The sequence below is a fragment of the Amycolatopsis sp. DSM 110486 genome, from assembly GCF_019468465.1.
GTDB lineage: Bacteria > Actinomycetota > Actinomycetes > Mycobacteriales > Pseudonocardiaceae > Amycolatopsis.
The window spans coordinates 6,794,260-6,816,749 of record NZ_CP080519.1 but is presented as its reverse complement, the minus strand read 5'-3'; the positions used below and the strand labels follow the sequence as shown (position 1 = coordinate 6,816,749).

Annotated in this window: 20 protein-coding genes and 1 pseudogene; 6 read left to right on the top strand and 15 right to left on the bottom strand. The window is 71.3% G+C overall.

Annotated features, from left to right (window positions below; all coding sequences use genetic code 11):
• Window positions 1–429: 429 nt before the first annotated feature.
• Complete coding sequence (locus K1T34_RS53625; protein WP_255637736.1) at window positions 430–597, bottom strand: hypothetical protein; 168 nt, start codon at window positions 595–597, stop codon at window positions 430–432.
• A 102-nt stretch (window positions 598–699) separates the two neighbouring features.
• Between K1T34_RS53625 and K1T34_RS33460 the strand changes: the two genes are divergently transcribed.
• Complete coding sequence (locus K1T34_RS33460; protein WP_220238743.1) at window positions 700–1,290, top strand: ABATE domain-containing protein; 591 nt, start codon at window positions 700–702, stop codon at window positions 1,288–1,290.
• A gap of 78 nt (window positions 1,291–1,368) precedes the next feature.
• On the opposite strand, the gene K1T34_RS33455 is transcribed toward K1T34_RS33460, so the two are convergent.
• Both K1T34_RS33455 and K1T34_RS33450 read right to left on the bottom strand, forming a co-directional pair.
• Window positions 1,369–4,245 carry a S8 family serine peptidase gene (locus K1T34_RS33455; protein WP_370643850.1) on the bottom strand — a complete coding sequence of 959 codons (2,877 nt, stop codon included), beginning with the start codon at window positions 4,243–4,245 and terminating at the stop codon, window positions 1,369–1,371.
• Window positions 4,246–4,533: 288 nt separating this feature from the next.
• Window positions 4,534–6,096, bottom strand: a complete 1,563-nt coding sequence (locus K1T34_RS33450) for a deoxyguanosinetriphosphate triphosphohydrolase family protein (protein ID WP_220238741.1) — start codon at window positions 6,094–6,096, stop codon at window positions 4,534–4,536.
• 60 nt (window positions 6,097–6,156) lie between these two features.
• On the opposite strand from K1T34_RS33450, the gene K1T34_RS33445 reads away from it, so the two are divergent.
• Window positions 6,157–7,308, top strand: coding sequence for a lycopene cyclase family protein (locus K1T34_RS33445; protein WP_220238740.1), 1,152 nt, complete (start codon window positions 6,157–6,159; stop codon window positions 7,306–7,308).
• A gap of 373 nt (window positions 7,309–7,681) precedes the next feature.
• A complete protein-coding gene (locus K1T34_RS33440) occupies window positions 7,682–9,361 on the top strand; it encodes a GGDEF domain-containing protein (RefSeq protein ID WP_220238739.1) in 1,680 nt (559 codons plus the stop codon).
• A gap of 69 nt (window positions 9,362–9,430) precedes the next feature.
• Here K1T34_RS33440 and K1T34_RS33435 read toward each other — a convergent pair whose 3' ends face one another.
• The 3 genes from K1T34_RS33435 to K1T34_RS33425 form a co-directional block, all read right to left on the bottom strand.
• Window positions 9,431–10,084, bottom strand: coding sequence for a response regulator transcription factor (locus K1T34_RS33435; RefSeq protein ID WP_220247536.1), 654 nt, complete (start codon window positions 10,082–10,084; stop codon window positions 9,431–9,433).
• Entirely contained in the window at window positions 10,081–11,295 is a 1,215-nt protein-coding gene (locus K1T34_RS33430; RefSeq protein ID WP_220238738.1) for a sensor histidine kinase, read from the bottom strand. The genes K1T34_RS33435 and K1T34_RS33430 overlap by 4 nt, the downstream gene beginning before the upstream one ends.
• A gap of 285 nt (window positions 11,296–11,580) precedes the next feature.
• Window positions 11,581–12,132 carry a snapalysin family zinc-dependent metalloprotease gene (locus tag K1T34_RS33425; RefSeq protein ID WP_220247535.1) on the bottom strand — a complete coding sequence of 184 codons (552 nt, stop codon included), beginning with the start codon at window positions 12,130–12,132 and terminating at the stop codon, window positions 11,581–11,583.
• Between the two features lie 211 nt (window positions 12,133–12,343).
• On the opposite strand from K1T34_RS33425, the pseudogene K1T34_RS33420 reads away from it, so the two are divergent.
• Window positions 12,344–14,276: pseudogene (locus tag K1T34_RS33420) on the top strand (ABC1 kinase family protein).
• Here the strand turns inward: K1T34_RS33420 and lepB (K1T34_RS33415) are convergent.
• The 4 genes from lepB (K1T34_RS33415) to K1T34_RS33400 are packed head-to-tail and all read right to left on the bottom strand — an operon-like array spanning window position 14,200 to window position 16,603.
• Window positions 14,200–14,985: a signal peptidase I gene (gene lepB / locus K1T34_RS33415; RefSeq protein ID WP_220238737.1), complete on the bottom strand. Its 786-nt coding sequence runs from the start codon at window positions 14,983–14,985 to the stop codon at window positions 14,200–14,202. The pseudogene K1T34_RS33420 and the gene lepB (K1T34_RS33415) overlap by 77 nt on opposite strands.
• Window positions 14,986–14,991: 6 nt before the next feature.
• Complete coding sequence (gene lepB / locus K1T34_RS33410; RefSeq protein WP_220238736.1) at window positions 14,992–15,831, bottom strand: signal peptidase I; 840 nt, start codon at window positions 15,829–15,831, stop codon at window positions 14,992–14,994.
• 29 nt (window positions 15,832–15,860) lie between these two features.
• Window positions 15,861–16,196, bottom strand: a complete 336-nt coding sequence (locus K1T34_RS33405; protein ID WP_220238735.1) for a YnfA family protein — start codon at window positions 16,194–16,196, stop codon at window positions 15,861–15,863.
• Window positions 16,193–16,603: a hypothetical protein gene (locus K1T34_RS33400; protein ID WP_220238734.1), complete on the bottom strand. Its 411-nt coding sequence runs from the start codon at window positions 16,601–16,603 to the stop codon at window positions 16,193–16,195. The genes K1T34_RS33405 and K1T34_RS33400 overlap by 4 nt, the downstream gene beginning before the upstream one ends.
• A gap of 59 nt (window positions 16,604–16,662) precedes the next feature.
• Here K1T34_RS33400 and K1T34_RS33395 point away from each other — a divergent pair, with 59 nt between their 5' ends.
• Together K1T34_RS33395 and K1T34_RS33390 are read left to right on the top strand one after the other, a co-directional pair.
• The gene (locus tag K1T34_RS33395; protein ID WP_220238733.1) at window positions 16,663–17,280 is read left to right on the top strand and encodes an SMI1/KNR4 family protein; all 618 of its coding nucleotides are present in this window, start codon (window positions 16,663–16,665) and stop codon (window positions 17,278–17,280) included.
• Between the two features lie 33 nt (window positions 17,281–17,313).
• On the top strand, window positions 17,314–18,210 hold the full coding sequence (locus K1T34_RS33390; protein ID WP_220238732.1) for a hypothetical protein: 897 nt from the start codon (window positions 17,314–17,316) through the stop codon (window positions 18,208–18,210).
• Between the two features lie 72 nt (window positions 18,211–18,282).
• Here K1T34_RS33390 and K1T34_RS33385 read toward each other — a convergent pair whose 3' ends face one another.
• The 5 genes from K1T34_RS33385 to sufD form a co-directional block, all read right to left on the bottom strand.
• Window positions 18,283–18,693 (bottom strand): metal-sulfur cluster assembly factor, encoded by a 411-nt coding sequence (locus K1T34_RS33385; protein WP_220238731.1) that lies wholly within the window; start codon window positions 18,691–18,693, stop codon window positions 18,283–18,285.
• Window positions 18,690–19,139, bottom strand: a complete 450-nt coding sequence (sufU, locus tag K1T34_RS33380; protein ID WP_220238730.1) for a Fe-S cluster assembly sulfur transfer protein SufU — start codon at window positions 19,137–19,139, stop codon at window positions 18,690–18,692. The genes K1T34_RS33385 and sufU overlap by 4 nt, the downstream gene beginning before the upstream one ends.
• Window positions 19,136–20,452, bottom strand: coding sequence for a cysteine desulfurase (locus K1T34_RS33375; RefSeq protein WP_220238729.1), 1,317 nt, complete (start codon window positions 20,450–20,452; stop codon window positions 19,136–19,138). Before K1T34_RS33375 ends, sufU begins: the two co-directional genes overlap by 4 nt.
• A gap of 62 nt (window positions 20,453–20,514) precedes the next feature.
• Complete coding sequence (gene sufC, locus K1T34_RS33370) at window positions 20,515–21,285, bottom strand: Fe-S cluster assembly ATPase SufC (RefSeq protein ID WP_220238728.1); 771 nt, start codon at window positions 21,283–21,285, stop codon at window positions 20,515–20,517.
• Window positions 21,286–21,317: 32 nt separating this feature from the next.
• Entirely contained in the window at window positions 21,318–22,490 is a 1,173-nt protein-coding gene (sufD, locus tag K1T34_RS33365) for a Fe-S cluster assembly protein SufD (protein WP_220238727.1), read from the bottom strand.

Below are 22,490 nucleotides of genomic sequence, written 5' to 3'. Positions count from 1 at the left end.
GGCTCGAGGGCCCGCTCATCGACTCTCGGCTTGATGAGCAGGCCACGCGACGATCAGTTCCCCGACCGGATCAGAGCGAGACCACCGGCCAGTCGTTCTCGACGCCCGCGAGCACGTTGAAGTAGTTCGTCAGGACGTTGAGGGAGATGTTCAGGACCAGTTCGCCGACTTCCTCGTCGGTCACGCCGGCCGCGCGCGCCTTCGAGAGGGCGTCTTCGCCGACGTTGCCGGTGTTGGAGGCGATCTCGTTGGACAGCTCGAGCAGGGCCTGGACGTGCGCCTCGTCGGACTCGGCCTTGCGCGCCGCCGCCAGCTCGCCGGCCGGGACGTGGGCGATGTTCTCGCCGATGAAGGTGTGGGCCGACAGGCAGTACTCGCAGCCGTTGAGCTGAGCGGTGGCGATCGCCAGCCGCTCGCGGATCCCGGCGTTCAGCGCGCCGCCGGCCGCCGCCGGTAGGCCTTCAGCAGAGCCGGGCTGTTCGCCATCACCTTCGTCATGTTGGGCACCAGCCCGAGCGCCTTGTTCACCTCGGCGAGGAGCTCCTTCGCGACGCCCGTCGCGGCCTCGGGCTCCACAGGAGTGATGGTCGTGGTCATGCGAACTCTCTTTCTCACGGGTAGATCTGGAACTTTCCGTGAGAAGTAGTAGCAGGTCGTTCTAACGCATGCAACCCCATCCACCCGTGATAAGGTGTCCACATGGGAGCAGCCGAGCGGACCTGGGTACTGCCCGACGAGCCCGTACCCGTTCGCCTCATGACCACCATCTGGGCCGACACCCACGGCGTCCACGACGACCTGACCTCGGCCGGCGACGTGGACGAATGGCTGCACGCGGTCGGCTTCGGGAGCGCGGGCCCCGGTGCGACCTCCGCGGACCTCGCCTCGGCGCGACGGCTCCGCGCGGCCGTCCGCCACCTGGCGGCGATGGTGACGAAGGACGAACGTCCGCTGGCGCAGCACGGAAGCCCGGACGTGGATTCCGCGCTGCGGGATTTGAACGAGGTCGTCACCCACCGGCCCATTCCCCTCCTCGAACTGACCGGCGGCACGCTGAGGGAAGGCCTGTCCTACGCGAGCTCGCCGGTCGCGGCCGGACTGGCGGACATCGCGCAGCAGTCGATCGCCCTGCTGGGCGGCCCCGGGGCAGCGAAATTGCGAGCGTGTCAGGCGCCGGGCTGCGTGCTCTTCTTCGTGAAGACCCACCCGCGCCGCGAATGGTGCTCCATCGCGTGCGGCAACCGCGCCCGGGCCGCGCGGCACTACGAGAAGGTGCGGTCGCCGCGGTAGTCCGCCCCCGGCCTAGCCGTACGGACAACAGAACGGGGCCGCCGCGAGAATCGCGACGGCCCCGTACTCACCTGAGGATCAAGCGATCGCGGGGTGCACCGGGCCGGTGTTCACCGTCTTGTGCACGACCGCGGCCGCGCCGGGCGACGAAGCCTGGGCGTAGCCGTTGACGTGCAGCGAGACGCTGCGGATCGAGCCCGAGTCACCGCCGGCGACGTCGACCGCCTTGAACGTCCACGTCCCGTCGGCCGAGGTCCCGGCGAGCGGGGTCTGCGGGTCGATCGGCAGGTACGTGCCCGTGAACGGCGCGAACTGCGACCCGACCGTGCTCAGCAGCGCCGAGGCGCTGTCGTCGAACACGACCTGGCACAGGTTGTTGCCGCCGCTGCCGGCCCGCTGGAACAGCGTGGCCGACGCGCCCGAGGGCGAGGTCAGCGTGCCGACCAGGTCCGCGACGTAGGTGTGGTCCAGGCCGACCGTGGTCGAGCCCTCGTCGGCGGTGCAGCTGGAACCGTCGATCGAGACTGAGACCTTCGACGCGGCCCCGACGCCGCTCACCACCAGCGGCACCGAAGCGCCGAGCTGCGAGTTGTCCGGGATCGCGACCGGCGCACCGGTGTAGGAGAAGGTCTGCACCACCGGCGACGGCGTGCCCACCGGCAGGGCGAACGTGCTGGTCACCGGCGAGAACGAACCCGCGAACGTCACCTTGGCCGACAACACCACCGGCACGCCGAGACCCTGGGTGGCCGGGACCGTGACGGTGAAGTCGTTGACGCCGGTCTGGCCCGGGCTGATCGTGCCGTACGACTTGGCGCGCGGCGCGATCGTGACGCCGGGCGTCGTCGTGGTGAGCACCACGCTCGTGGACGACGCGACCCCGTCGCCGGTGTTGGTCACCGGCAGCGTCACCTTCGCGGTGTCACCGGGGTCGAGGGTGCTGCCGCCGTCAGGCCCGGTGACGGTGGGCTGCTTGGCCTGCGCGTAGGGCTGCGGGCTGGCGCCGGTGTAGGCGAGCACCTTGTCGGCGAGGACCACGCCCGCGCCGGTGAGGTTGTCGCTGCCGGGCGCCTCGATGTCCACGGCCGTCGCGAGGAACGCGTCGCGAACGTCCGAACCGGACAGACCGGGGTTGCCCGAGAGCACGAGGCTCGCGATGGCGGCGGCGTGCGGCGCGGCGGCCGAGGTGCCGAAGAACGGGTCGAACCCGCCGACCGAGGTGCGGACGCCGTCCGCCGCGGTGATCTCCGGCTTGTCGCGGACCTCGCCGCCGGTCGAGGAGACGTTGCCCGGCGTGATGGGCGTGCCGTCGGCCTCGTAGAACATCCGGCGCGGGCCGTCGGAGCTGAACCGCTCGGCCTTGCTGGCCGAGGAGAACGCGCCGGGGAACGGACCGGTCGGGTTGGCCGGGTCACCCGGCTCGAGCGCCCGGCCGAACGCGGCGGCCGCGGGTGCCGCGGCGACGGAGAACGCGTCGCGCGCCGAGGAGTGCCCGACCGTGACGCCCGGGGTGCTGAAGGCCTTGAGGCCATCGGCCGAGTCGCGGAAGCGGCTGCCGAACGCCGTCAGCGAGAGGTAGCGGCCCTCGCCGGAGAACTTGACCACCGCGAGCCGCAGACCGGTGCCACCGAAGAGCGGGGTGGCGAGCTGCTCGTACGGGTCCTGGGTGCCGTCCTGCACGTCCTGGCTGAACGCGACGACGTTGCCCGCCGCGTCGAGCAGGTAGAGGTCGTAGTCGTCGCCCGAAGCGCCGAGCGGGTCGGACCAGTGCAGCGTCACGGGGATGTTCCCCGACGACGCGTCGGAGATCGGCTCGAAGATCTGGTTGCCCGCCGCGCCCGCGAAGTTGTGCGCGGTGCCGGCGAACTTGCCGACCGACTTGCCGGAGTCGGCGAAGTCGCCCTCCCAGTGGGCGGCGGTGCCGTCGGCGACGTTGCCCTCGTTGCCCGCGGAGGAGAAGTAGAGCGCGCCGTCGGCGGTCACGTCGTTCACGGCCTGGGCGATGATCCAGTCCTGGAACGGGGATTCCTTGAAGTAGATGACGTCGTCGACGATCACGTCGCAGTGCGACTCGAAGCGCAGCTTGCGGATGTTGTCGGCGAAGCTCGCGTCGGAGGCGAACGCGGAGGCGAAACCGAGAGCCGCGTTGGGCGCGAGGTCGTGGATGATCTCGAGCATCGCGGTGCCCTCATCGCCGTCGCCGGCCTGGCCGGGAACGACGTCGACGGCCGGCAGCTCACCCTTGGCCTGCGAGACCTTGAGCGAGTCGACGCCGTCGGACAGCGCACACGCCTTCACGCCGGTGCCCGTGACGCCGTACTGCTGGCGGGCGAGGTCGGCGTTGTGCGCGCGGTCGCCCTCACTGGTGATGGTGGCCGCGGCGGCACGCCGGTTCTTGGCCGCGAGGGCCTGGTTCAACGCGGCGTCGAGCCGGGCGGCCTTCTGCTGCTTGGTTTCGACGGGCGCCGTTTTCCCTTGTCCCGCCTTGGTTTCCAGCTCACGGGCGGTGATCGCCTGGTCGGCGGTCTCGACCCGCTTCACGTCGGCGCGCGCGGCGATCGCCGGCAACGCGGCGAGCGGCACCTCGGCGCGGATGCTCGCGGCCTTGTCCGACACCGTGCGCACGGCGGCGCCGGCCTTGCGCAGGTCGTTCACCAGCGCGTCGGACACCTTGGTGACACGGATGTCCACGACCGCGGTGCTCGCCGTACCCGCCCCCAGCGCGGGTACGGCCGAGGCACTCAGCTTTTGGGAACGCAGCTTCTGCGTGACGAGCAGGCGGCTGTCCAGTTTGGACTCTGCCTTGGTCTGCCCGGTCTTGATCGACTGCAGTGCCGCGATCTGCCGGGCTGAGTTGTCGGAGAAGGAGTCCGGTGTGGACGCCGTGGCGGCGCCCGCGACCGGCGGGGTGACGATGCCCAGCGCGGCGATCAGCGCCGCGGCGCCGGCGGCCAGGACGGTCGTCCGGCTCGCGGCTCTGGTTCTGGTTCTGGCTCCGGTGGGTCTCTTCGAACGGCTTCGACGCACGTGCGCCTCCGTATCTCGCACCGCGTGCCCCGACTCACGCTGGCCAACGCCGGTGATCACCGGCTGGATCCAGCTAAGTACCGTGGGTAAATCGGAAAAAGAAGCCGTTAGAGTGACGTATGGCCGTGATTTTCCCATACCCACCGGAGGTCGTAGGCCATTCAGCGGCAGTGCCGCCCCGAAGCGCCGGGTCGGGCAGCCTTTCGGAGCGCGGCCTCAGAGCACGAACGAGTCCGACCACGGCTGCGCGGCGCGCCCGGACAGCGCGTCGAGCAGCGTCACGGCCTGCTTGTCGGTGAGCGAAGCCACAAAGTCGACCACGGCGCGCCCGCGCGCGAGGCCGCGCACTGCGTCGGTGCCCTCCACGCGTTCGCCGGTCGCGCCCACGAGCACTTCCGGCATGGTGTGGACCAGTCCGGCGTACTCGTCCTGCGCGAGCTCCACGAGGTCGTGCAGCCGGCGGGGCAGCCGGCCGATCTCGTCTCGGTCGAGCAGCCACGCGTCGAGCGCGTCGACGAGCGTGGTCACGAGGCTGGCCTGCCCGCGCTGGTGCAGCGCGAGGTCCGGGCGCAGGAGCACGAACCGGCGGTGCACGAACTTGAGCACCTGCACCTCGTGCCACTGCGCGGTGCGCAGCGAGACGTGCCCGGACCGAGTGGAGGGCGAGGACAGCACGAAGACGCCGTCGACGAGCCGCGAGATCCAGCCGGCCGAGAACGCGGCCGTGGCCTGCTCGGCCTCGATCGAACCGTCGAAGCCGTTCTCCAGCAGCCCGTCGACGAGCTCTCGCTGCACGCGCCGGACCGCGGCGGCGAACGCGTCGTCGTCGGCGATCCAGCCGTCCTTGAGGTGCATGCGCCGGCGCAGCTGTTCGAGCGAACGGCCGGGGCGGCGCAGCTCCGCGGCGACCCGCTCGTCGTCGAGCGAGGCCAGCTCCAGCGCCTGGTCGAGCCACTCCCCCAGCTCCGCGGCGACCGGCGCGTGCTGCAGCACGCCGATGCGGTGGAAGTCCTGCAGGTCGTGGATCGCGTAGGCGATGTCGTCGGCGGTGTCCATCACCGACGCCTCCACGGTCTGCTGCCAGGGCTCGATGCGCCCGATGAACGGGCCACGCGCCTGCGCGAAGTCGTCGAGTTCGGTGGCGTAGGCGGAAAACTTGCTCGCGCCGGTGCCCGGTGAGCCGTCGGGCTCGGCCGCGCCGCGGGGAGGCGTGCGCATTTCCGTGGGGTGCGGCTCGGGGTAGTGCAGCCGCGCCCACGGGTACTTCAGCACCGCGGCGCGCACGGCCGCGGTGAGGTCGAGACCGATCGCCGATGGACCGCGCACGTCGGTGGTGGTGAGGATGCGAAACGTCTGCGCGTTGCCCTCGAAGCCGTCGGCCAGGCTGAACCGGTGGCGGGCGATGCGGTCGAGCGTCTGCTCGCCGAGGTGGCCGAACGGCGGGTGCCCGAGGTCGTGGGCGAGCGCGGCGGCCTCGCAGACGTCGGGGTCACAGCCGCCGAGCTTCGCGGCCAGCTCGGCCGACTCGCTGGCCGCGGTGATCCGCTCGGCGATCGCGCGGGCGACCTGCGCGACCTTGAGGCTGTGGGTGAGCCGGTTGTGCAGCAGCCCGGCGCCGCCGGCGCTGACCACCTGCGTGACCCCGCCCAGGCGCGCGAAGAACGGCGACGCGGCGATGCGGTCGCGATCGATGCGGAACGGGCTGGTGGCGAGGTCCGTGAACCCGCCCACGGAGCTCGACGGGTCCCTGCGCGCGGCTCTCGGGTCGGTCTCGGCCATGCGCTCCACCGTATCTGTCCGGCCCCCGGCGGACTCGCCGGATACGGCAGGATCGGACGGGTGAGCGACGTGCTGATCGCGGGCGGCGGGCCCGCCGGGTGGGCGCTGGCGCGCGCCTGCGCCCGGCGCGGGCTCGCGACCACGCTCGTCGACGCCGCGCCGCAGGCACCGTGGCGTGCCACCTACAGCGCGTGGGCCGACGAGCTGCCCGGGCTGCCGGGCGAGGTGATCGCGTCGGCACCCAGCGCGACGGTCGCGTTCGGCACGTGCGAGCACCGGCTCGACCGCGGCTACCTCGTGCTCGACAACGCCGGTCTGCGGTCGTGGCTCACGGCCGCGCCGGTGACGGTGGTGGCCGGGCGGGTCGCGCGCGCCGAGCACGGGCACCACGGCTCGACGGTGGTGCTCGCCGACGACCGTCGGCTCGCCACGGCGGTAGTCGTGGACGCGTCGGGGCGGAACCGGGTGCTGTCCGGCGGCCCGCCTCGTGGGCACCGCGCCGAGCAGACCGCGTACGGGCTGGTCCTGCCGGCCGCCGACGCCGAGCGGCTGGTGCCCGGCGCTTCGGACACGGCCGTGTTCATGGACTGGCGCGACGGCGCGCCGAGCTTCCGCTACCTGCTCCCGCTGGGCGACGGCTCGGTGCTCGTCGAAGAGACGTCACTCGCGCACCGGCCGGGCGTGCCGGTGGAAGAGCTCGCCGCGCGGCTGCGGACCCGGCTCGCGGGCGCGGGGCTGCGGCCGCACGGCCGGGAGGAACGGGTGCGGATCGTGCTCGACGTACCGCTGCCGGGGCGCGGCGCGGTGGTCCCGTTCGGGGTCGCCGCCGGGCTCGTGCACCCCGCCACCGGGTACAGCGTCGCGACCGCGCTGCGGCTGGCTCCGCGCGTGGCCGCGGCGCTGGCGGGCGCCTTCGAGGCCGGGCCACGGGCAGCCGTGCGCGCGGCCCGCCGGACACTGTGGACGACCGAGGCGCGGGCCGTGCATTCCCTGCGGCAGTACGGATTGCGCGCTTTGCGCCGGATGTCGCCCGCCGAGCTCGCCGAGTTCTTCGACCTCTTCTTCGCGCTGCCGGCTCCGGTGCAGCAGGCCTACACGTCGGGCCGGGAAGACCTGCCGGGCACGGCGGCGGCGATGGCCCGGCTGTTCCGCGCGGCGCCGCCGACGCTGCGCGCGCGGCTCGCGGGCCGCCGGCCGAATACGATTCGGTAACGGCGTCGAAATCGGCGGCCGAATGCTCCGGCGCACAGCCGGGAGCGGTACCACGTGCGGAAGCGGCGGGCCGGACGGGGACGGTCCGCGAATTCCGTATCCGAAAATTCTTCGGGTCAAACGATCAAGCTCCAGGTGGACGGACCCGCTGGTCACTGCCGCGAGCCGGGCCACCACGGACGGTGTGCGAGTTCGTGTGAGTGCATGGTGAAGACGGGAATTTTCACACTTCCGAACGGCCCACGGAAATCCATCCCGAACGGGTGATCGCTACCGATTTCGCTACTCCGATTCAGGTAACTCAGGTTCCGGCGCGGTGAACATCTGCCGACAACGGTTTCGTTTCCGCGCGAGAGGATGCGACGATCTCCGGGTGACGACGCCCCGTGCGGTCCGGTTCGCCTTCCAGCCGATGTACAGCCTGCACACCGGCGGCGTTGTCGCGTACGAAGCGCTCGCCCGCCCCGGCAAGGGCACGGCCCACGAGCTGCTCGCCGAAGCCCGCCGCGCCGGCCGCCTGGCCGAGGTCGACCTGGGCCTCGCCGCGGCCGCGGTGCGCCAGGAGGCCGAGCGCCCGAGCGCGCTGCCCCTGCACCTGAACATCTCCGCCCGCACGCTCGCGTCGGGCCCCGCCGCGTTCGACGAGCTGATCGCCGAGCTCGGTGCCGCCGGCCGCCGCACACGTGACGTGGTCCTGGAGATCGGCCCGCCGTTCACGCACCTGCCCGGAGACCGGCTTCTGGGCGGTATGCGGGCTTTGTCGGAGCTGGGCTTCCGGCTGGCGCTCGACGGCCTCGGTCGCGGCGACCTCCCGCTCGCGTTGCTGGCCCAAGCGCCCGTGGACTTGGTGAAGCTCGACCGCAGCGTGCTGCGCGGCCTGCCGGACGAGCCGGCGGCGGTGGCCGTGGTCGAGTCGCTGCTGCACTTCACGACGCGCACCGGCATCCGGCTCGTCGCGACCGGCATCGAGACCGGTCCGCAGCTGGACGCGGCGCAGAACCTCGGCGTGCGCATCGCGCAGGGCAACCTCCTGGCGCCCCCGGCCGCGCACCGCAGCGCGCCGTCGGCCGGCGCCGTGGTGCCCGACGACCGCCGCTCGCCCGCGCCGCCCACCGCGCCCCGCGTCGGCGACTTCCTGCGTCCCGCCACCACGCTGCCGTCCGACGCGACCTGCGACGCCGTGCGTGAGGTCCTCGCGGCGGCCGACGCCCCGACCGGCGTGATCGGCGTCGACGAGCACAACCGTCCACAGTGGTCGGTCGACCGCACGCGGTTCCTGGTCGCCGTGACCGGCCCGTACGGCCACGCCCTGCACGCCAAGCGCCCGGCCGAGCGGCTGGCCGACAAACCGCACACCATCGACGCCACGGCGAGCGCGCTGGAGTTCCTCGAGCTGGTCACCGACGCCGACTGGGGCCGCACCGGCGACGACGTGGTCGTGGTCGACAACGCCGGCCGGACTCTTGGCGTGGTCCTGGTGACCGAGGTGGTCCGCGGCGTCGCCGAGGCGAAGGTCGAGGAGGCCGTGACCCTGAGCCCGCTCACGCGGCTGCCCGGCAGCGAGGCCGTGGCGCGCGACGTCGAACGCCGCATCTCCACGGGCGAGCAGTTCGTGGCGGCGTGGCTCGACGTGGACTCCTTCAAGTCCGTGAACGACAACGCCGGCTTCGCCGCGGGCGACGACCTCATCCGCGCCCTCGGCGAAACCCTCACGGGCCTCTCGCGGCGCCTCCCGCGCATGCGCGTCAGCCACGTCGGCGGCGACGACTTCCTCATCGTCTGCGACGTCGACGAGATCGGCACGGTCGCCGCCGCCCTCCTCGACACGCACTGGTCCGCCGAGGGCATGCCGGTCACCGTGTCGCTGGCCACCGTCGTCTGCGGCAGCGGCTCCATCCCCTCCTACCGCGACGCCTCCCGCCTGCTCGCCCCGCTCAAAAAGCGAGCCAAAGCGGTCCCCGGCTCGAGCTGGGTCCTGAGCCGCCCGGGCTCCGACCGCGTCGAGGTGCTCCGCGGCATCGGCCGCGACGTGGCGGTCAGTCGCTCGGCTTGACGAGCCGACCGACCTGGCCGTGGCTTCGTCGGCGCGCGGCTGGGCCGGGATTCGAGACGTGCGGGCCGCTCAGGGTTTCGGCGTCACGAAGCCCGACTCGTAAGCCCGGATCACCGCCTGGGTGCGGTCGCGCGCGCCGAGTTTGGAGAGGATGTTGCCGACGTGGGTTTTGACCGTTTGGAGGCCCAGGTAGAGGTCCGTGGCGATTTCCGTGTTGGACAGGCCGGCGGCCATGAGGCGCAGGACTTCGCGCTCGCGGTCGGTGAGGGCGGCGGAGGTGAGGCCGTCGCGGGCCGGGCCGCGGGGGTGGGCGGCGGCGAGGCGGCGGATGGCGGCCGGGAAGAGCAGTGATTCACCTGTGGCCACGGTGCGGATGCCCGCGACGATCTCCTCCGGGCGGGCGCGCTTGAGCAGGAAGCCGCTGGCGCCGGCGAGCAGGGCGTCGTAGACGTAGTCGTCGTTTTCGAAGGTGGTCACCACGATCACCTTCGGCGGAGCGTCCACAGTAGACATCAGGTGCTGCGTCGCGCGGATCCCGTCGACGGCGGGCATGCGCACGTCCATCAGCACCACGTCGGGACGCAGGCGTGCGACCAGGCCCGGCACCTCGGCTCCGTCGGCGGCCTCGCCGACCACCGTGAGGTCCGGCTCCGCGTCGACGATCGCGCGCAGGCCGGCGCGGATGAGCTGTTCGTCGTCGACCAGCAGCACGGTCACCTTCATCGGTTCCCCCACGGCACCGTCACCACGACCTCCCACCGGTCCCCCGCCGGTCCCGCCGCCAGCTTGCCACCCAGCAGCTCCGCACGCTCGGCCATGCCCCGAAGGCCCCGCCCACCTCGGGCCCGCGGTGGGCGGGGCACGCCCAGCGGGTTCGCCACCGTCGCGCACAGCTGCCCCGCCGACACCACCACGGCGACACTCACCGGCACCGTGCCCGCGTAGCGCACCGCGTTGGTCAGGCACTCCTGCAGGATCCGGTACACCTCACGCGACACGACCGCGGGCACCGCACCCAGCGAACCCTGCACGTCGGCGTGCACTTCCGTGCCCGCCAGCCGCGTTGCCTCGACGAGCGCCGGCAGCTCCGCCAGGCCCGGCTGCGGGTTGCGCGACGAAGCCCCGTCGCGCAACAACCCGAGTACGTGATCGAGGTCGTCCAGCGCAGTGCGCGCCGATTCCTCGATGGCCGTGAGCGCCTGCTCGGTGAACCCCGGGTCGGTCCGCAGCGTCCGGCGCGCGGCCCCCGCCTGCACCGTCACCACGGACAGCGCGTGCCCCACCGAATCGTGCAGCTCGCGCGCGAGCCGGGTGCGCTCGGCCAGCTGTTCGGTCCGCCGCTCGAGCTGCGCGATGCGCTCGGCCGCCGACATCCCCAGCAACGCCCCCGCCGCCCGCCGCAGCAGCCCGCCGACGCCCCACACCACGTAGACCAGCACCACGAACGCGGCCGCGAACGCCACCGGCAGCCACGCCGACCCCCACCCCCGGTCCACCGCGACGACCTCGGTGCCGTTGTCCACCAGCTTCCCCGTGAACACCGCGCTCACCGAAAACCCGAACCCCACCGGTACCGCGAGCGTCACGGTGCTCACCACCGCCCCGACCCCGACGTGCAGCACGAACATCAGGCTGTACCGCGCCCGCGCCCGCACGGTGGCCGGCCGCCCCGCCGCCGCCTCGCCCAGCAGCTCCCGCACCGCGGCCGCCTCCAGCACCCGCACCGCCGGCAGGAACGACGTCGCCCCCAACACCACCACCGTCACCAAAACCCCGAGCACCGACGCCCACCCCAGCGACGTCACGAACGGCGCCAACGAAGGCACCGCCACCGCCGCGAACAACAGGTACGGCACGCTGATCGCCCCGCTCAGGATCAGGTAGACCCATCGGCGATAGGTCACCCCGCTCACCACCGGCCGGAGAACTCCCACCCCCGGATCCTCCCAGCCGCTTCGCCTTCCCGCCTCCCTCCACAGCGGGAACCACACCCACAAACCGCCGGCCAACGCCCCCGACAAACCGCAGCCGATCTACCAATCGCGCGGGAACGCCCAGTCCCTCCCCTGCCCCGATTCGAAGCTAAAACGCGGTTCAGGGCCCTTTGTCAAGGTACTCTTTCCCGCCTTGACAAAGGGCCCTGAACCGTAGTCACAATCAACCTTCGGGGGCGCCTTCCCGCACCCCTGTAATCCCGGTTCCGAAAATCCCGGAAAATATCAATAAACCCCAGCCGTAACCCGAGTCCCCACGCCCTTAACACCTCCGAACCCGTTGCGCCACAACTGCTGCACCTTCGCCGCCTCCTGCGCACTGGGCTTGGCATTGGTGCACGACGTCCCGGGACCGTGCCCCGACATCAGCTCCGAACAAGGCCCGTCGTAATCATCCGGCAGCCCGAGATTGTGCCCCAGCTCGTGCGCCGCAATCCTTGTCGGATCAAATCCCTCCTCCACCTGAGACGTATCCAAATACACGTCCCCATTCCCGTGACCATCGGTCTGCGTGTACGACCCGCCACTGTGGATCTCGTGGAACACCACCGTCGCCCCGGACGAGCGCTTCACGAGCTTCACATCGGCCACCACGGCGTTCCAGTTCGCCGCGCCCTGGTCGATCTGGGCCACGTAATCCGGTGCCCCACTCGACGTGTAGTACACCGTCGTCGCCGCGGCGGCCTCCGCGCCCGGCCCCGCGACCAGCCCGACACCCAGCGGCGCCGCCACCGCCACCGCGATCGCCGCGATGCGCCCGAACCCGCGTGCCCTCATTCGCGTCTCCTTCACCGAAATGTCCGCTCCGGTCACCGGAAACCCGGCAACCGCGGTTCGCCCCACGACGTTAGGAGTTCACCAATCCCCGTGGCCACGTCCGAAAGTAGGTGACCCGGCACCGTCCGTCATCACGGTCCCCCGCGAGAGGGAGCGCGGTCCCGCCGCGGCTGGAACCGCACGACCGGGAACCCTGGTGTGCTCGGCAACCATGGAAACCCTGCTGGTCGGCCTCTTCGCCTACGTCCTCGTGCTGTGGCCGCTGGTCGCCGCGTCGCGGCGGGTACTCGGCGTGCGGGTCGGGTACGTCCGGGCGCTGTGCGCGGCGGTGTTCGGTTGGGTCGTCGGCGGCTTGGTGGTGCGGACCTTCCCGCTCGCGGTACTCGACAGCGCCGGCGCGGCAGTCGGGCTGCTCATCCCGCTGGCCGGGTGCGCGCTGGCCGCGACGCTGCTTGTCCTGTTCGTCGCGGAGCTCGCCGCGCCGTCGGGGACCGGGCTCGGGCTGTTCGGGCAGCTGCGTTCGGTGCGCGCCCGCGTCGCGCGGACCCGGCGCTACTCGCGGATCATGCGCATCGCGATCGGCCACGGCCTCGGCGGGTACCTCACCGGCCGACGCGAACCCGGCCTCGGGCCCGGCCCACGCCAAGCTCGCGCGGTCACTGCGTCGCGCGCTGGAGGAGGGCGGCGTGACGTTCGTGAAGCTCGGCCAGCTGCTCTCCACCCGCTCCGACCTGCTGCCTCCCGCCTTCGTCGACGAGCTCGGCCGGCTCCAGGACCGCGTGGCGCCCGCACCCGCTGAAGCCGTGTTCGCCCTGCTACGCGAGGAACTCGGCGCCGATCCCGACGACGTGTTCGCCGAGTTCGACCCGGAACCGCTCGCGGCGGCGTCGATCGCACAGGTCTACGGCGCGCGGCTGCGCTCCGGCGCCGAGGTCGTGGTCAAGGTCCAGCGGCCGGGCATCCGCGCGCAGGCCGAACGCGACGTCGACATCGTCCGCCGCCTCGCCGCGCTCCTCGACGAACGGGCCGGCTGGGCAAGGGCGCTCGGCGTCACCGACCTGGCCGACGGCTTCGCCGACGCGCTGGCCGAGGAGCTGGATTTCCGCGTAGAGGCGGCCAACATCGAGGCCGTGGCAGCGCGGCCCGTGGCCGGGGTAACGCTGCCGACCGTCCACAAGGCACTGTCCACCGAGCGCGTGCTCGTGATGGGCCGCCTCGACGGCAAACCCCTCTCGACCGCGGCGCCGGGCGACCGTGAAGAGCTCGCGCGGGTTTTCCTGCGCTGCCTGCTCGATCAGGTGCTCATCGACGGCGTCTTCCACGCCGACCCGCACCCTGGCAACGTCCTCCTGCTCGACGACGGCACCCTCGGCCTGCTCGACTTCGGCTCCGTCGGCCGCCTCGACGCGGGCCTGCGCGCCGGTCTCCAGAGCCTGCTGCTCGCCTTCGACCGCGGCGACCCGGCGGGACTGCGCGACGGCCTGCTGGAGATCGTCGACCGCCCCGACGAGATCGACGAGCAACGCCTGGAACGCGCGCTCGGCGCGTTGCTCGTGCGCCACTTCAGCCCGGGCCGGGCGCCAGGGTTCGACCTGTTCACCGACCTGTTCCGTGTGGTCGCCGACTTCCGCCTCGCCGTGCCGCCGCCCATCGCCGCCGTCTTCCGCGCGCTCGCCACCGCCGAAGGCACCCTGGCCACGCTCGCGCCCGGCTTCGACGTGGTCGCCGAATCGCGCACGTTCGCCGCCGAGCAGATCGGCGCGCGCCTGCGGCCGGAGACCGTGCGCGACGAGGTGCTGGCCCTGCTGCCGGTGCTGCGCCGGCTCCCCCGCCGCGTCGACCGGATCGGCGCGGCGCTCGAAGAGGGCCGCCTTTCGGTCAACGTGCGGCTGTTCTCCGACGAACGCGATCGCGACCTCGTGACGGGCCTGGTGCACGAGGTGCTGCTGGCGTTCGTCGGCATCGCGACCGGCCTGATGGCCGTGCTGCTGCTCGGCAGCACGAGCGGCCCGCGGCTGCTGCCGGACCTCACGCTCAACCAGGTCTTCGGCTACAACCTGCTCGTGATCAGTGCATTGGTGGGCCTACGGCTGCTCTTCGTCGTCTTCCGCCGGAGCGCGCGACGGTCACGATCAAGCAGATGAACCCGAGCACGAACAGCGCGGCACCACCGAGGATCAGGTACCGGGCCAGGTGGAGTCCGGTGTCCGCGGTGGACGCTCCAGGCAGGCCGGCGTCGGTGAACGCCGTGGTGGGCTTGAGGGTCACGGAGGAGAAGACAGTGCCCCTCGCGACAATCACTCCGTCTACTTTGGACAGCGGGATGGCCCCGTCGCCGGGCGCGTAGACATAGTTGCGGGAATCGCCGGGGATGTCGCGCTTGTCGCCCGCGACGAAAATTGAGCCTGGCGGCACCTGCGCGGTGAACTCGTAGGCGGCGGCCGAGAGCGGCACCGCCGGATCGAGGTAGGGCTCGGTGACGGACTTGCCGTTCACCTGCAGCCGGTTGTCGGGCCCGCAGCAGACCACCCGGTCACCGCCGACGGCGATCACGCGCGCGAGGAGGTGGTAGCCGGGCGGCGAGTCGGGAAACGCGTCGATCTGGAACAAGACCAGGTCGCCCCGGTGGATCTCGTGGCTCCCGGCCCAGTGGAGAACCATGGGCTCGTCATATCCGACCGTGGCTTCCATGGAGCGTTCGCCGATGCGCACGGTGGTGTAGCCGAACAGCTTGACCACCCCGGTCCCCGCGAGCACCGGGCCGGCCAGGACGAACACCACGAAAAGCGCCAGAAACGGCGAAAAGCGGCGCGTGCGAGGCGACGCTGCCGGGGGCGCCGGGAAGTCAGTCACGCCCCTCTATCGGGCCGGCCCCGGCGGCGTTACCGGTCGCTCTTCGGCTGCAACCTGCACGTGATCAGGACACTCGCGGGGCGCTTTCCGTCGTCTTGCGGCGGATCGCACGCCGGTGACGATCGCGCCGATGAACCCGAGCAGGAACACCGCCGCGCCACCCGCGGCCAGGTAACGGTCCGTGGTCAGGCCGGTGTCCTCGATGGACGCGCCCGGGAGGCCCGCGTCGGTGAACGCCGTGGTGGGCTTGAAGCTTTCCGAGGCGAAGAGCGTGCCCTTCGCGACGACCACACCGTCCACCTTGGACAGCGGGATGGCGCCCGCGCCGGGTGCGCTGACGTAGATGCGCGAGTCGTTGGAGTTGTCACGCGTATCGCCGGCGACGAAGATCGTGCCCGGCGGCACCTGCGCGCTGAAGGGCATCGCCGCCGCGGCGGGCGACACCTTCGGGTCGAGGTAGGGCTCCGTGACCGGCTTGCCGTTCACCTCAATGCGGTGGCCAGGGTCGCAGCAGACCACGCGGTCGCCGCCGACCGCGATCACGCGCTTGAGGAGCCGGCCGGGCGGCATATCGGGCAGCGCGTCGGCCTGGAACACGACCAGGTCGCCGCGGTGGATCTCCCGGCCGTCGCCCCAGTTGTAGACCACGGTGGTGCCGGGCGGGATGATGCCGGCCATCGAGCCGCCCGGAACGGTCACCATGCCGTAGCCGAGCACCTTCACCACGCCGATCGCGCCGGCCACGGCGCCGGCGACCGCGAACACCAGGAAGATCGCCAGCGGCGGCGAGAACCGCCGCTTGACCTGCACCGGAGCAGGCGGCGGCGGAAAGTCGGGTTCGGTCACGTTGATCTATCGTGGGCGTTGTGCGAGCGTTACCCGGTTCGCGGCGCGTACATGATCACCGCGACGCCCGCCAGGCACAGCAGCGCGCCGATCACGTCGAACCGGTCGGGCCGGTAGCCGTCGGCCACCACACCCCAGGCCAGCGAGCCCGCCACGAAAACCCCGCCGTAGGCAGCGAGGATGCGGCCGAAGTGCGCGTCGGGCTGCAGCGTGGCGACGAATCCGTAGAGCCCGAGCGCCACGATGCCACCGCCGATCCACGCCCAGCCGCGGTGCTCGCGCACGCCCTGCCAGATAAGCCACGCGCCGCCGATCTCCAGCACCGCCGCGGCGACGAACAGCGCGATCGACTTGAGGACCGTCACCGGCCGAAGGGGTTGCCGAGGGTCCCGATGTCGAAGTTGGCCACCGTCGAAGTCCACAGTGGATTGACCGCGAACGCGACCGCCCCGCCGAGCGCGACCACGCACGTGACCACGCCCAGCAGCACGCCGGCGCGAGCCACGTCGCCCCCGTATTCGCGCCCACCGCCGGTCAGGCCCAGCACGATCGCCAGCACCCCGGCCAGCAGCCCGACGAAGAACAGCGCCCCCAGCACGAGCAGGAACACCTGCCCCACGATCGGGTACACCGGCCCCGCCTCCATCCTGGGCCGCACCAGCAACCACGCGATCCAGGTCGCCACGACCAGCATGAAGGCCACAACCGCGATCGCCACCGCCGCGACGGCCTGGCCCCGCCGGGGTTCCCGCTCGTTGTCCGGTTCGGTCATAGGCCAGTCATAGCACCCGGATCCGGTTTTCGTCGGACCTTCGCGCTAGCTTCACCACCATGGATTTCGACGAGGCCGCCCGCGACCTGGCGACCGCACTGCGTTCCGCCGCCGGCGCCGAAGAAGCCGTGCTGCAGGTGCGCGCCACTGGCGGCTCGCTGGCCCTCGACGCCTGGACGCCCACCCGTAAGTGGCTGCGGATCAGCGGCAGCAGCCTGCGAAGCCTCTTCGACGCGCCTGCCGGCGCGTACGAGCTGCGGCTGCGCCCGGATGGCAGCTACACCTTCGCCGCGGGTGGCGCGCTGTCCCCTGTCGGCGACGGCTGGCTCGTGTTCGACGAGAACTTCCGCTACCCGGGCCACCCCCGGCCCGGCCTGCTCCGCCCGGCCGCCGCCGCGCCCACCGGAGCGCCGACGGACCCGGCGGTGCTCGCCGAGGTCACGCGGCTGTGCGAGGAGTTCGGTGCGCACTACACGCGGATCAAGGGCCAGGCGCCGCCGTGGCCCGCCGGGCGCACGGAGGAGGACATCGCGGCCGCCGAGGCGCGCATCGGCGCGCGGCTGCCGGAAGACCTGCGCGCGCTCTACCGCGTGGCCGACGGCGATCCCGAGCAGGTCGGCCTGCTCGGCCCGTACTCCTGCAACGACCTCGACCAGGTGGTCTCCGACTACACCTAAGGCCTGCCGGGTTCCTACGGCTGGGAAGACTCGGTGTCCGACACCGGCGTGGTGTTCGAGCCGCTGCCGTTCGGGCACGTGAAACGCTTGTCCCGCAACGACTGGTGGGTCACCTTCGGCAGCGACCGCGCGATGAACTTCCTGTTCACCGACCTCGACCCCGCGCCGAACGGCCGCGCCGGCCAGGTCGTGGAGTACGGCCGCGATGTCCACGGCCCGCTGCGCTACGTCGCGCCGTCGGTCACGGCGATGCTCACCGAGGTCGTCGAGGCGCTGCGCGAGAACCGGTACGAGGACTACGAAGACGAAGTGTTCCTCGAACCCGAGGTTTCCTTGCGCGACAGCCCCTTCCGCAGCCACTCCGAGGTCGTCACCGGCTCGGGCATCGAGCGCGCGCACGACGTCGCCGACCAGCCTCTCGTGCAGCAGCTCTACCTCAACGACGCCGGCACCGTGAACCTCGATGTGCTGCAAGGCTTCCCGACGCTGCGCGAGGTGAGCATCAACCGCGCCGCCCGCGTCACCGGCGGCCTCACCCAACTGCCGGCGCTGGAGGCCCTGTCCGTCGAAGCAGGCGAAGTCGACTTGGCCGCCTTCGCCGGGCACCGGCTGTGGCGCCTGGAGCTGAAGGTGCTCGACCATTCCGTCGACCTGGCCCGGCTCGCCGCCCTGCCGAGCCTGGTGCACCTGGACGTCAGCGGCGTCGACGTGACCGGCCTGGAGCGGCTCGGCGAGCTGCGGCACCTGCGGGTGCTCGGCCTCTCCCGCGCCCAGCTCGACCACCTGCTCGTCTCGGGCGCGCCACTCCCCCGGCTCGCGGCCCTGCACGTCGACCGCCGCACGTCGCTGGCCGAGGCCGTTGGGCTCTGGAGCCGCTTTGCCCCCGAGCGCGAGGCACCTTGGTACGTCGAATCGATCGGTGCTGTATAGCTCGTTATACAACCCTCAACGCAGAACAGGCCACCCCGCTGCGAGCGGAGTGGCCTGTTCCTTCGAAAAAGCTCAGACGGTGAACCCGAGCGCACGCAGCTGCTCGCGGCCGTCGTCGGTGATCTTTTCCGGGCCCCACGGCGGCATCCAGACCCAGTTGATCCGGAAGTCGCTCACGAGGCCGCCGGAGGTCAGCGCCGCGGAGGTCTGGTCTTCGATCACGTCGGTGAGCGGGCAGGCCGCCGACGTGAGCGTCATGTCCAGCGTGGCCGAGTTGTCCTTCTCCACGCGGATGTCGTACACCAGGCCGAGGTCGACGACGTTGATCCCGAGTTCGGGGTCCACGACGTCGCGCATCGCCTCTTCGATGTCCTCGATCTTGGCGACGTCGGCGGGCACCGACGACGCCGTCTGCTCCGGCAGGTCCGCGGCGGTGCGCCCTTCGCGAGGGTCGGCCTCCGGGGCCACGGTCTCTTCGCTCATGCCTTCTCAGCTCCTGTGGTGGTGCGGGCCACGGCGTCCTTGAACGCCATCCAACCGAGGAGGGCGCACTTCACGCGCGCCGGGTACTTGGCGACGCCGGCGAACGCGATGCCGTCCTCCAGCACGTCCTCGTCGGGCTCGACCTTGCCCCTGCCCTGCATCAGTTCCACGAAGGCGTCCATGGTGGTGAACGCCTCCTCCACGGTGTGGCCGGTGACGAGGTCGGTCAGCACCGACGTGGAGGCCTGGCTGATCGAGCAGCCCTGCCCCTCGTACGACACCTGCTCGACCTTGCCGTCCGTGAGCTTCACACGCAGCGTCACCTCGTCGCCGCAGGTCGGGTTGACCTGGAACGACTCGGCGTCGTACGGGTCGCTCAAGCCACGCCCGTGCGGGTGCTTGTAGTGGTCCAGGATGATCTCCTGGTACATGCTCTCGAGGTTCACTTCGCGACCCCGAAGAACTTCTGCGCCTCGCGGATCCCGTCGACGAGAGCGTCCACTTCGGACAGTGTGTTGTAGAGGTAGAACGTGGCGCGCACGGTGGCCTGCGCGGAGCACGCCCGGTGCAGCGGCCACGCGCAGTGGTGGCCCACGCGCACGGCGATGCCCAGGCTGTCGAGCACCTGGCCGGCGTCGTGCGGGTGCACGCCGTCGATCACGAACGACACCGCGCCGCCGCGGTCGGCCATGTCGGTCGGCCCGATGATGCGGACGCCGTCGATGGCGCTGATCCCGGCGAGCGCGTGCTCGGTGAGCAGGTGCTCGTGGGCCGCGATGCGCTCCATGCCGATCGCCGAGAGGTAGTCGACGGCCGCACCGAGGCCGATGGCCTGCGACGTCATCGGCACGCCGGCCTCGAACCGCTGCGGCGGCGGGGCGAACGTGGAGCCCTCCATGCGGACCAGCTCGATCATCGACCCGCCCGTGAGGAACGGCGGCATCGCTTCGAGCAGCTCGCTGCGCCCGTAGAGCACGCCGATGCCGGACGGCGCCAGCATCTTGTGCCCGGAGAACGCCGCGAAGTCCACGCCCAGCGCGCCGAAGTCGACGTTGCCCTGGCCGTACACCCCGTGGGGCACCGACTGGCACGCGTCGAGCACGGTCAGCGCGCCGACCGACTTGGCCTTGGCCACGAGCACGTCGACCGGGTTGATCGTGCCGAGCACGTTGGACTGGTGCGCGAAGGCGACCAGCTTGGTGCGCGGCGTGATCAGCTCGTCGATCTCCGACAGGTCGAGCCGGCCTTCGGGCGTCACCTTGAACCACTTCAGCGTGGCCCCGGTGCGCTGGCACAGCTGCTGCCAGGGCACGAGGTTCGCGTGGTGCTCCATCTCGGTGATCACGATCTCGTCGCCGGGCCCGACCTTGAACCGCTCGGACTCCGGGCCGGCCGTGCTCGCGTTGCTCATCGCGTACGCCACGAGGTTGATGCCCTCGGTGGCGTTCTTGGTGAACACGAGCTCCTCCGGGGAGGCACCGACGAACTCGGCGATCCGCGCGCGGGCGGACTCGTAGGCGTCGGTGGCCTCCTCGGCGAGCTGGTGCGCACCGCGGTGCACGGCGGCGTTGGAGTTCTCGAGGAACGCGCGCTCGGCGTCGAGGACCTGCGTCGGCCGCTGCGAGGTCGCGCCGGAGTCCAGGTACACCAAGGGTTTCCCGTCGCGCACGGTGCGGGACAGGATCGGGAAGTCGGCACGCAGTGCCGCCACGTCAAGGGGAACAGAGTTGGTCGGGCTGTTCGAAGCCGTGGTGGTCATCGAGCCAACTCCTCTCGGTGTAGTCGGGAACTTCTCGTGGTGCTCGCGAACTGTGCGGAAACTCAGAGTGCGGCGGGCTCGGCCTTGCCCACGTACTTCACGTAGCCGTTCTCCTCCAGCTCGTCGGCGAGCTCCTTGCCACCGGACTCGACGATGCGCCCGTCGGCGAAGACGTGCACGAAGTCCGGGGTGATGTGCCGGAGGATGCGGGTGTAGTGCGTGATCAGCATGACGCCGACCTCGCTCGAAGCCTTGTACTGGTTGACGCCCTCGGAAACCACGCGCAGCGCGTCGACGTCGAGCCCGGAGTCGGTCTCGTCGAGGATGGCGATCTTCGGCTTGAGCAGCGTCAGCTGCAGGATCTCGTGGCGCTTCTTCTCGCCGCCGGAGAAGCCCTCGTTCACGGAGCGCTCGGCGAACTCCTGCGAGATCTCGAGCTTGCCCATCTCCTCCTTGACCTCCTTGACCCAGTGGCGCAGCTTGGGGGCCTCGCCACGGACCGCGGTGGCCGCGGTGCGGAGGAAGTTGGACATCGAGACGCCGGGCACCTCGACGGGGTACTGCATGGCCAGGAACAGGCCGGCGCGGGCGCGCTCGTCCACGGTCATCTCGAGCACGTTCTCGCCGTCCAGCAGCACCTCGCCGGAGGTCACCTGGTACTTCGGGTGGCCGGCGATCGCGTAGGACAGGGTGGACTTGCCAGAGCCGTTGGGGCCCATGATCGCGTGGGTCTCGCCCGACTTGATCGTCAGGTTCACGCCCTTGAGGATCTCCTTGGCGCCTTCGTCGGTGTTGACCGAGGCGTGCAGGTCCTTGATTTCCAGGGTAGCCATTCTTCGTTTCCTAAAGTCTGCGGTGGACGGGGTCAGGCGCCAACGGCTTCGAGCTCGGCCTCGATCGCGGCTTCGAGGCGCTCGCGCACCTCGGGCACGTCGATCTTCACCAGGATCTCGTGGAAGAACCCGCGGACGACCAACCGCCGCGCCGCCTCCTCCGCGATTCCGCGCGACTGGAGGTAGAACAACTGCTCGTCGTCGAACCTTCCCGTCGCGCTCGCGTGGCCGGCGCCTTCGATCTCGCCGGTCTCGATCTCCAGGTTCGGCACGGAGTCCGCGCGCGCCCCGGGTGTGAGCACCAGGTTGCGGTTGAACTCGTAGGTGTCGGTGGCCTCGGCCGCGGCGCGGATCAGCACGTCGCCGATCCATACCGTGTGCGCGCCCTCGCCCTGCAGCGCGCCCTTGTAGCCCACTCGCGACTTGCAGTTCGGCACCGCGTGGTCGACGAAGAGGCGGTGCTCCTGGTGCTGGCCGCCGTCCGCGAAATAGACGCCGAGCATGTCGACGTCGCCACCCTTGTCGGCGAAGGTCGCCGTCGGCGAGACGCGGACCAGGTCACCGCCCAGGGTGATCACGGTGTGCCGCAGCGCGGCGTCGCGGCCCAGCTTGAGGTGCTGCTCGGAGACGTGCACCGCGTCGTCGGCCCAGTCCTGGACGCTGACCACGGTGACCTTGGCGCCGTCGCCGATGACGAACTCGACGTTGTCGGCGTAGGTGCCGGAGCCGACGTGGTCGAGCACGACGACGGCTTCGGCGAACGCCTCGGCGCGGACCTGCAGGTGCCCGTAGGAGACCAAACCCGCACCCGGGCCGTGGATGCGCAGCACCGACGGCTTCGACGCCTTCGTCTCCTTGGGCACCGTCACGACGGTTGCCTTCTGGAACGAGGAGTACGCCTGGGCGGCGATCCGGTCGCTCGGCACACCGGCCTGGCCCAGCCGCGAGTCGTCTCGGCCGACGGTCTCGATCGTCAACTCGGGCGCGGCGTCGGCTTCGAGCGTGATCTCGCCGGAGGCGACGGCCGTGCCGTCGTGGAGGCCGCGCAGGCGCTTCATCGGGGTGAAGCGCCAGTTCTCCTCACGTCCGCCGGGGACCTCGAAGGCCTCGACGTCGTAGGAAGTGAAGCGCTCCGCGCGGGAAGCGGCCGGAATGACCGCTCCCTCGCGCAGTGCCTCGGAAACGTTGTTCTCGGTAACCGACAT

Bases quoted from the DNA above. Each gene is read 5' to 3' on its own strand.
- K1T34_RS53625 (WP_255637736.1), bottom strand. From the start codon at position 597: ATGACCACGACCATCACTCCTGTGGAGCCCGAGGCCGCGACGGGCGTC.
- K1T34_RS33460 (WP_220238743.1), top strand. From the start codon at position 700: ATGGGAGCAGCCGAGCGGACCTGGGTACTGCCCGACGAGCCCGTACCC.
- K1T34_RS33450 (WP_220238741.1), bottom strand. From the start codon at position 6,096: ATGGCCGAGACCGACCCGAGAGCCGCGCGCAGGGACCCGTCGAGCTCC.
- K1T34_RS33435 (WP_220247536.1), bottom strand. From the start codon at position 10,084: ATGAAGGTGACCGTGCTGCTGGTCGACGACGAACAGCTCATCCGCGCC.
- K1T34_RS33425 (WP_220247535.1), bottom strand. From the start codon at position 12,132: ATGAGGGCACGCGGGTTCGGGCGCATCGCGGCGATCGCGGTGGCGGTG.
- K1T34_RS33400 (WP_220238734.1), bottom strand. From the start codon at position 16,603: ATGACCGAACCGGACAACGAGCGGGAACCCCGGCGGGGCCAGGCCGTC.
- K1T34_RS33395 (WP_220238733.1), top strand. From the start codon at position 16,663: ATGGATTTCGACGAGGCCGCCCGCGACCTGGCGACCGCACTGCGTTCC.
- K1T34_RS33385 (WP_220238731.1), bottom strand. From the start codon at position 18,693: ATGAGCGAAGAGACCGTGGCCCCGGAGGCCGACCCTCGCGAAGGGCGC.
- K1T34_RS33375 (WP_220238729.1), bottom strand. From the start codon at position 20,452: ATGACCACCACGGCTTCGAACAGCCCGACCAACTCTGTTCCCCTTGAC.
- sufC (WP_220238728.1), bottom strand. From the start codon at position 21,285: ATGGCTACCCTGGAAATCAAGGACCTGCACGCCTCGGTCAACACCGAC.
- sufD (WP_220238727.1), bottom strand. From the start codon at position 22,490: ATGTCGGTTACCGAGAACAACGTTTCCGAGGCACTGCGCGAGGGAGCG.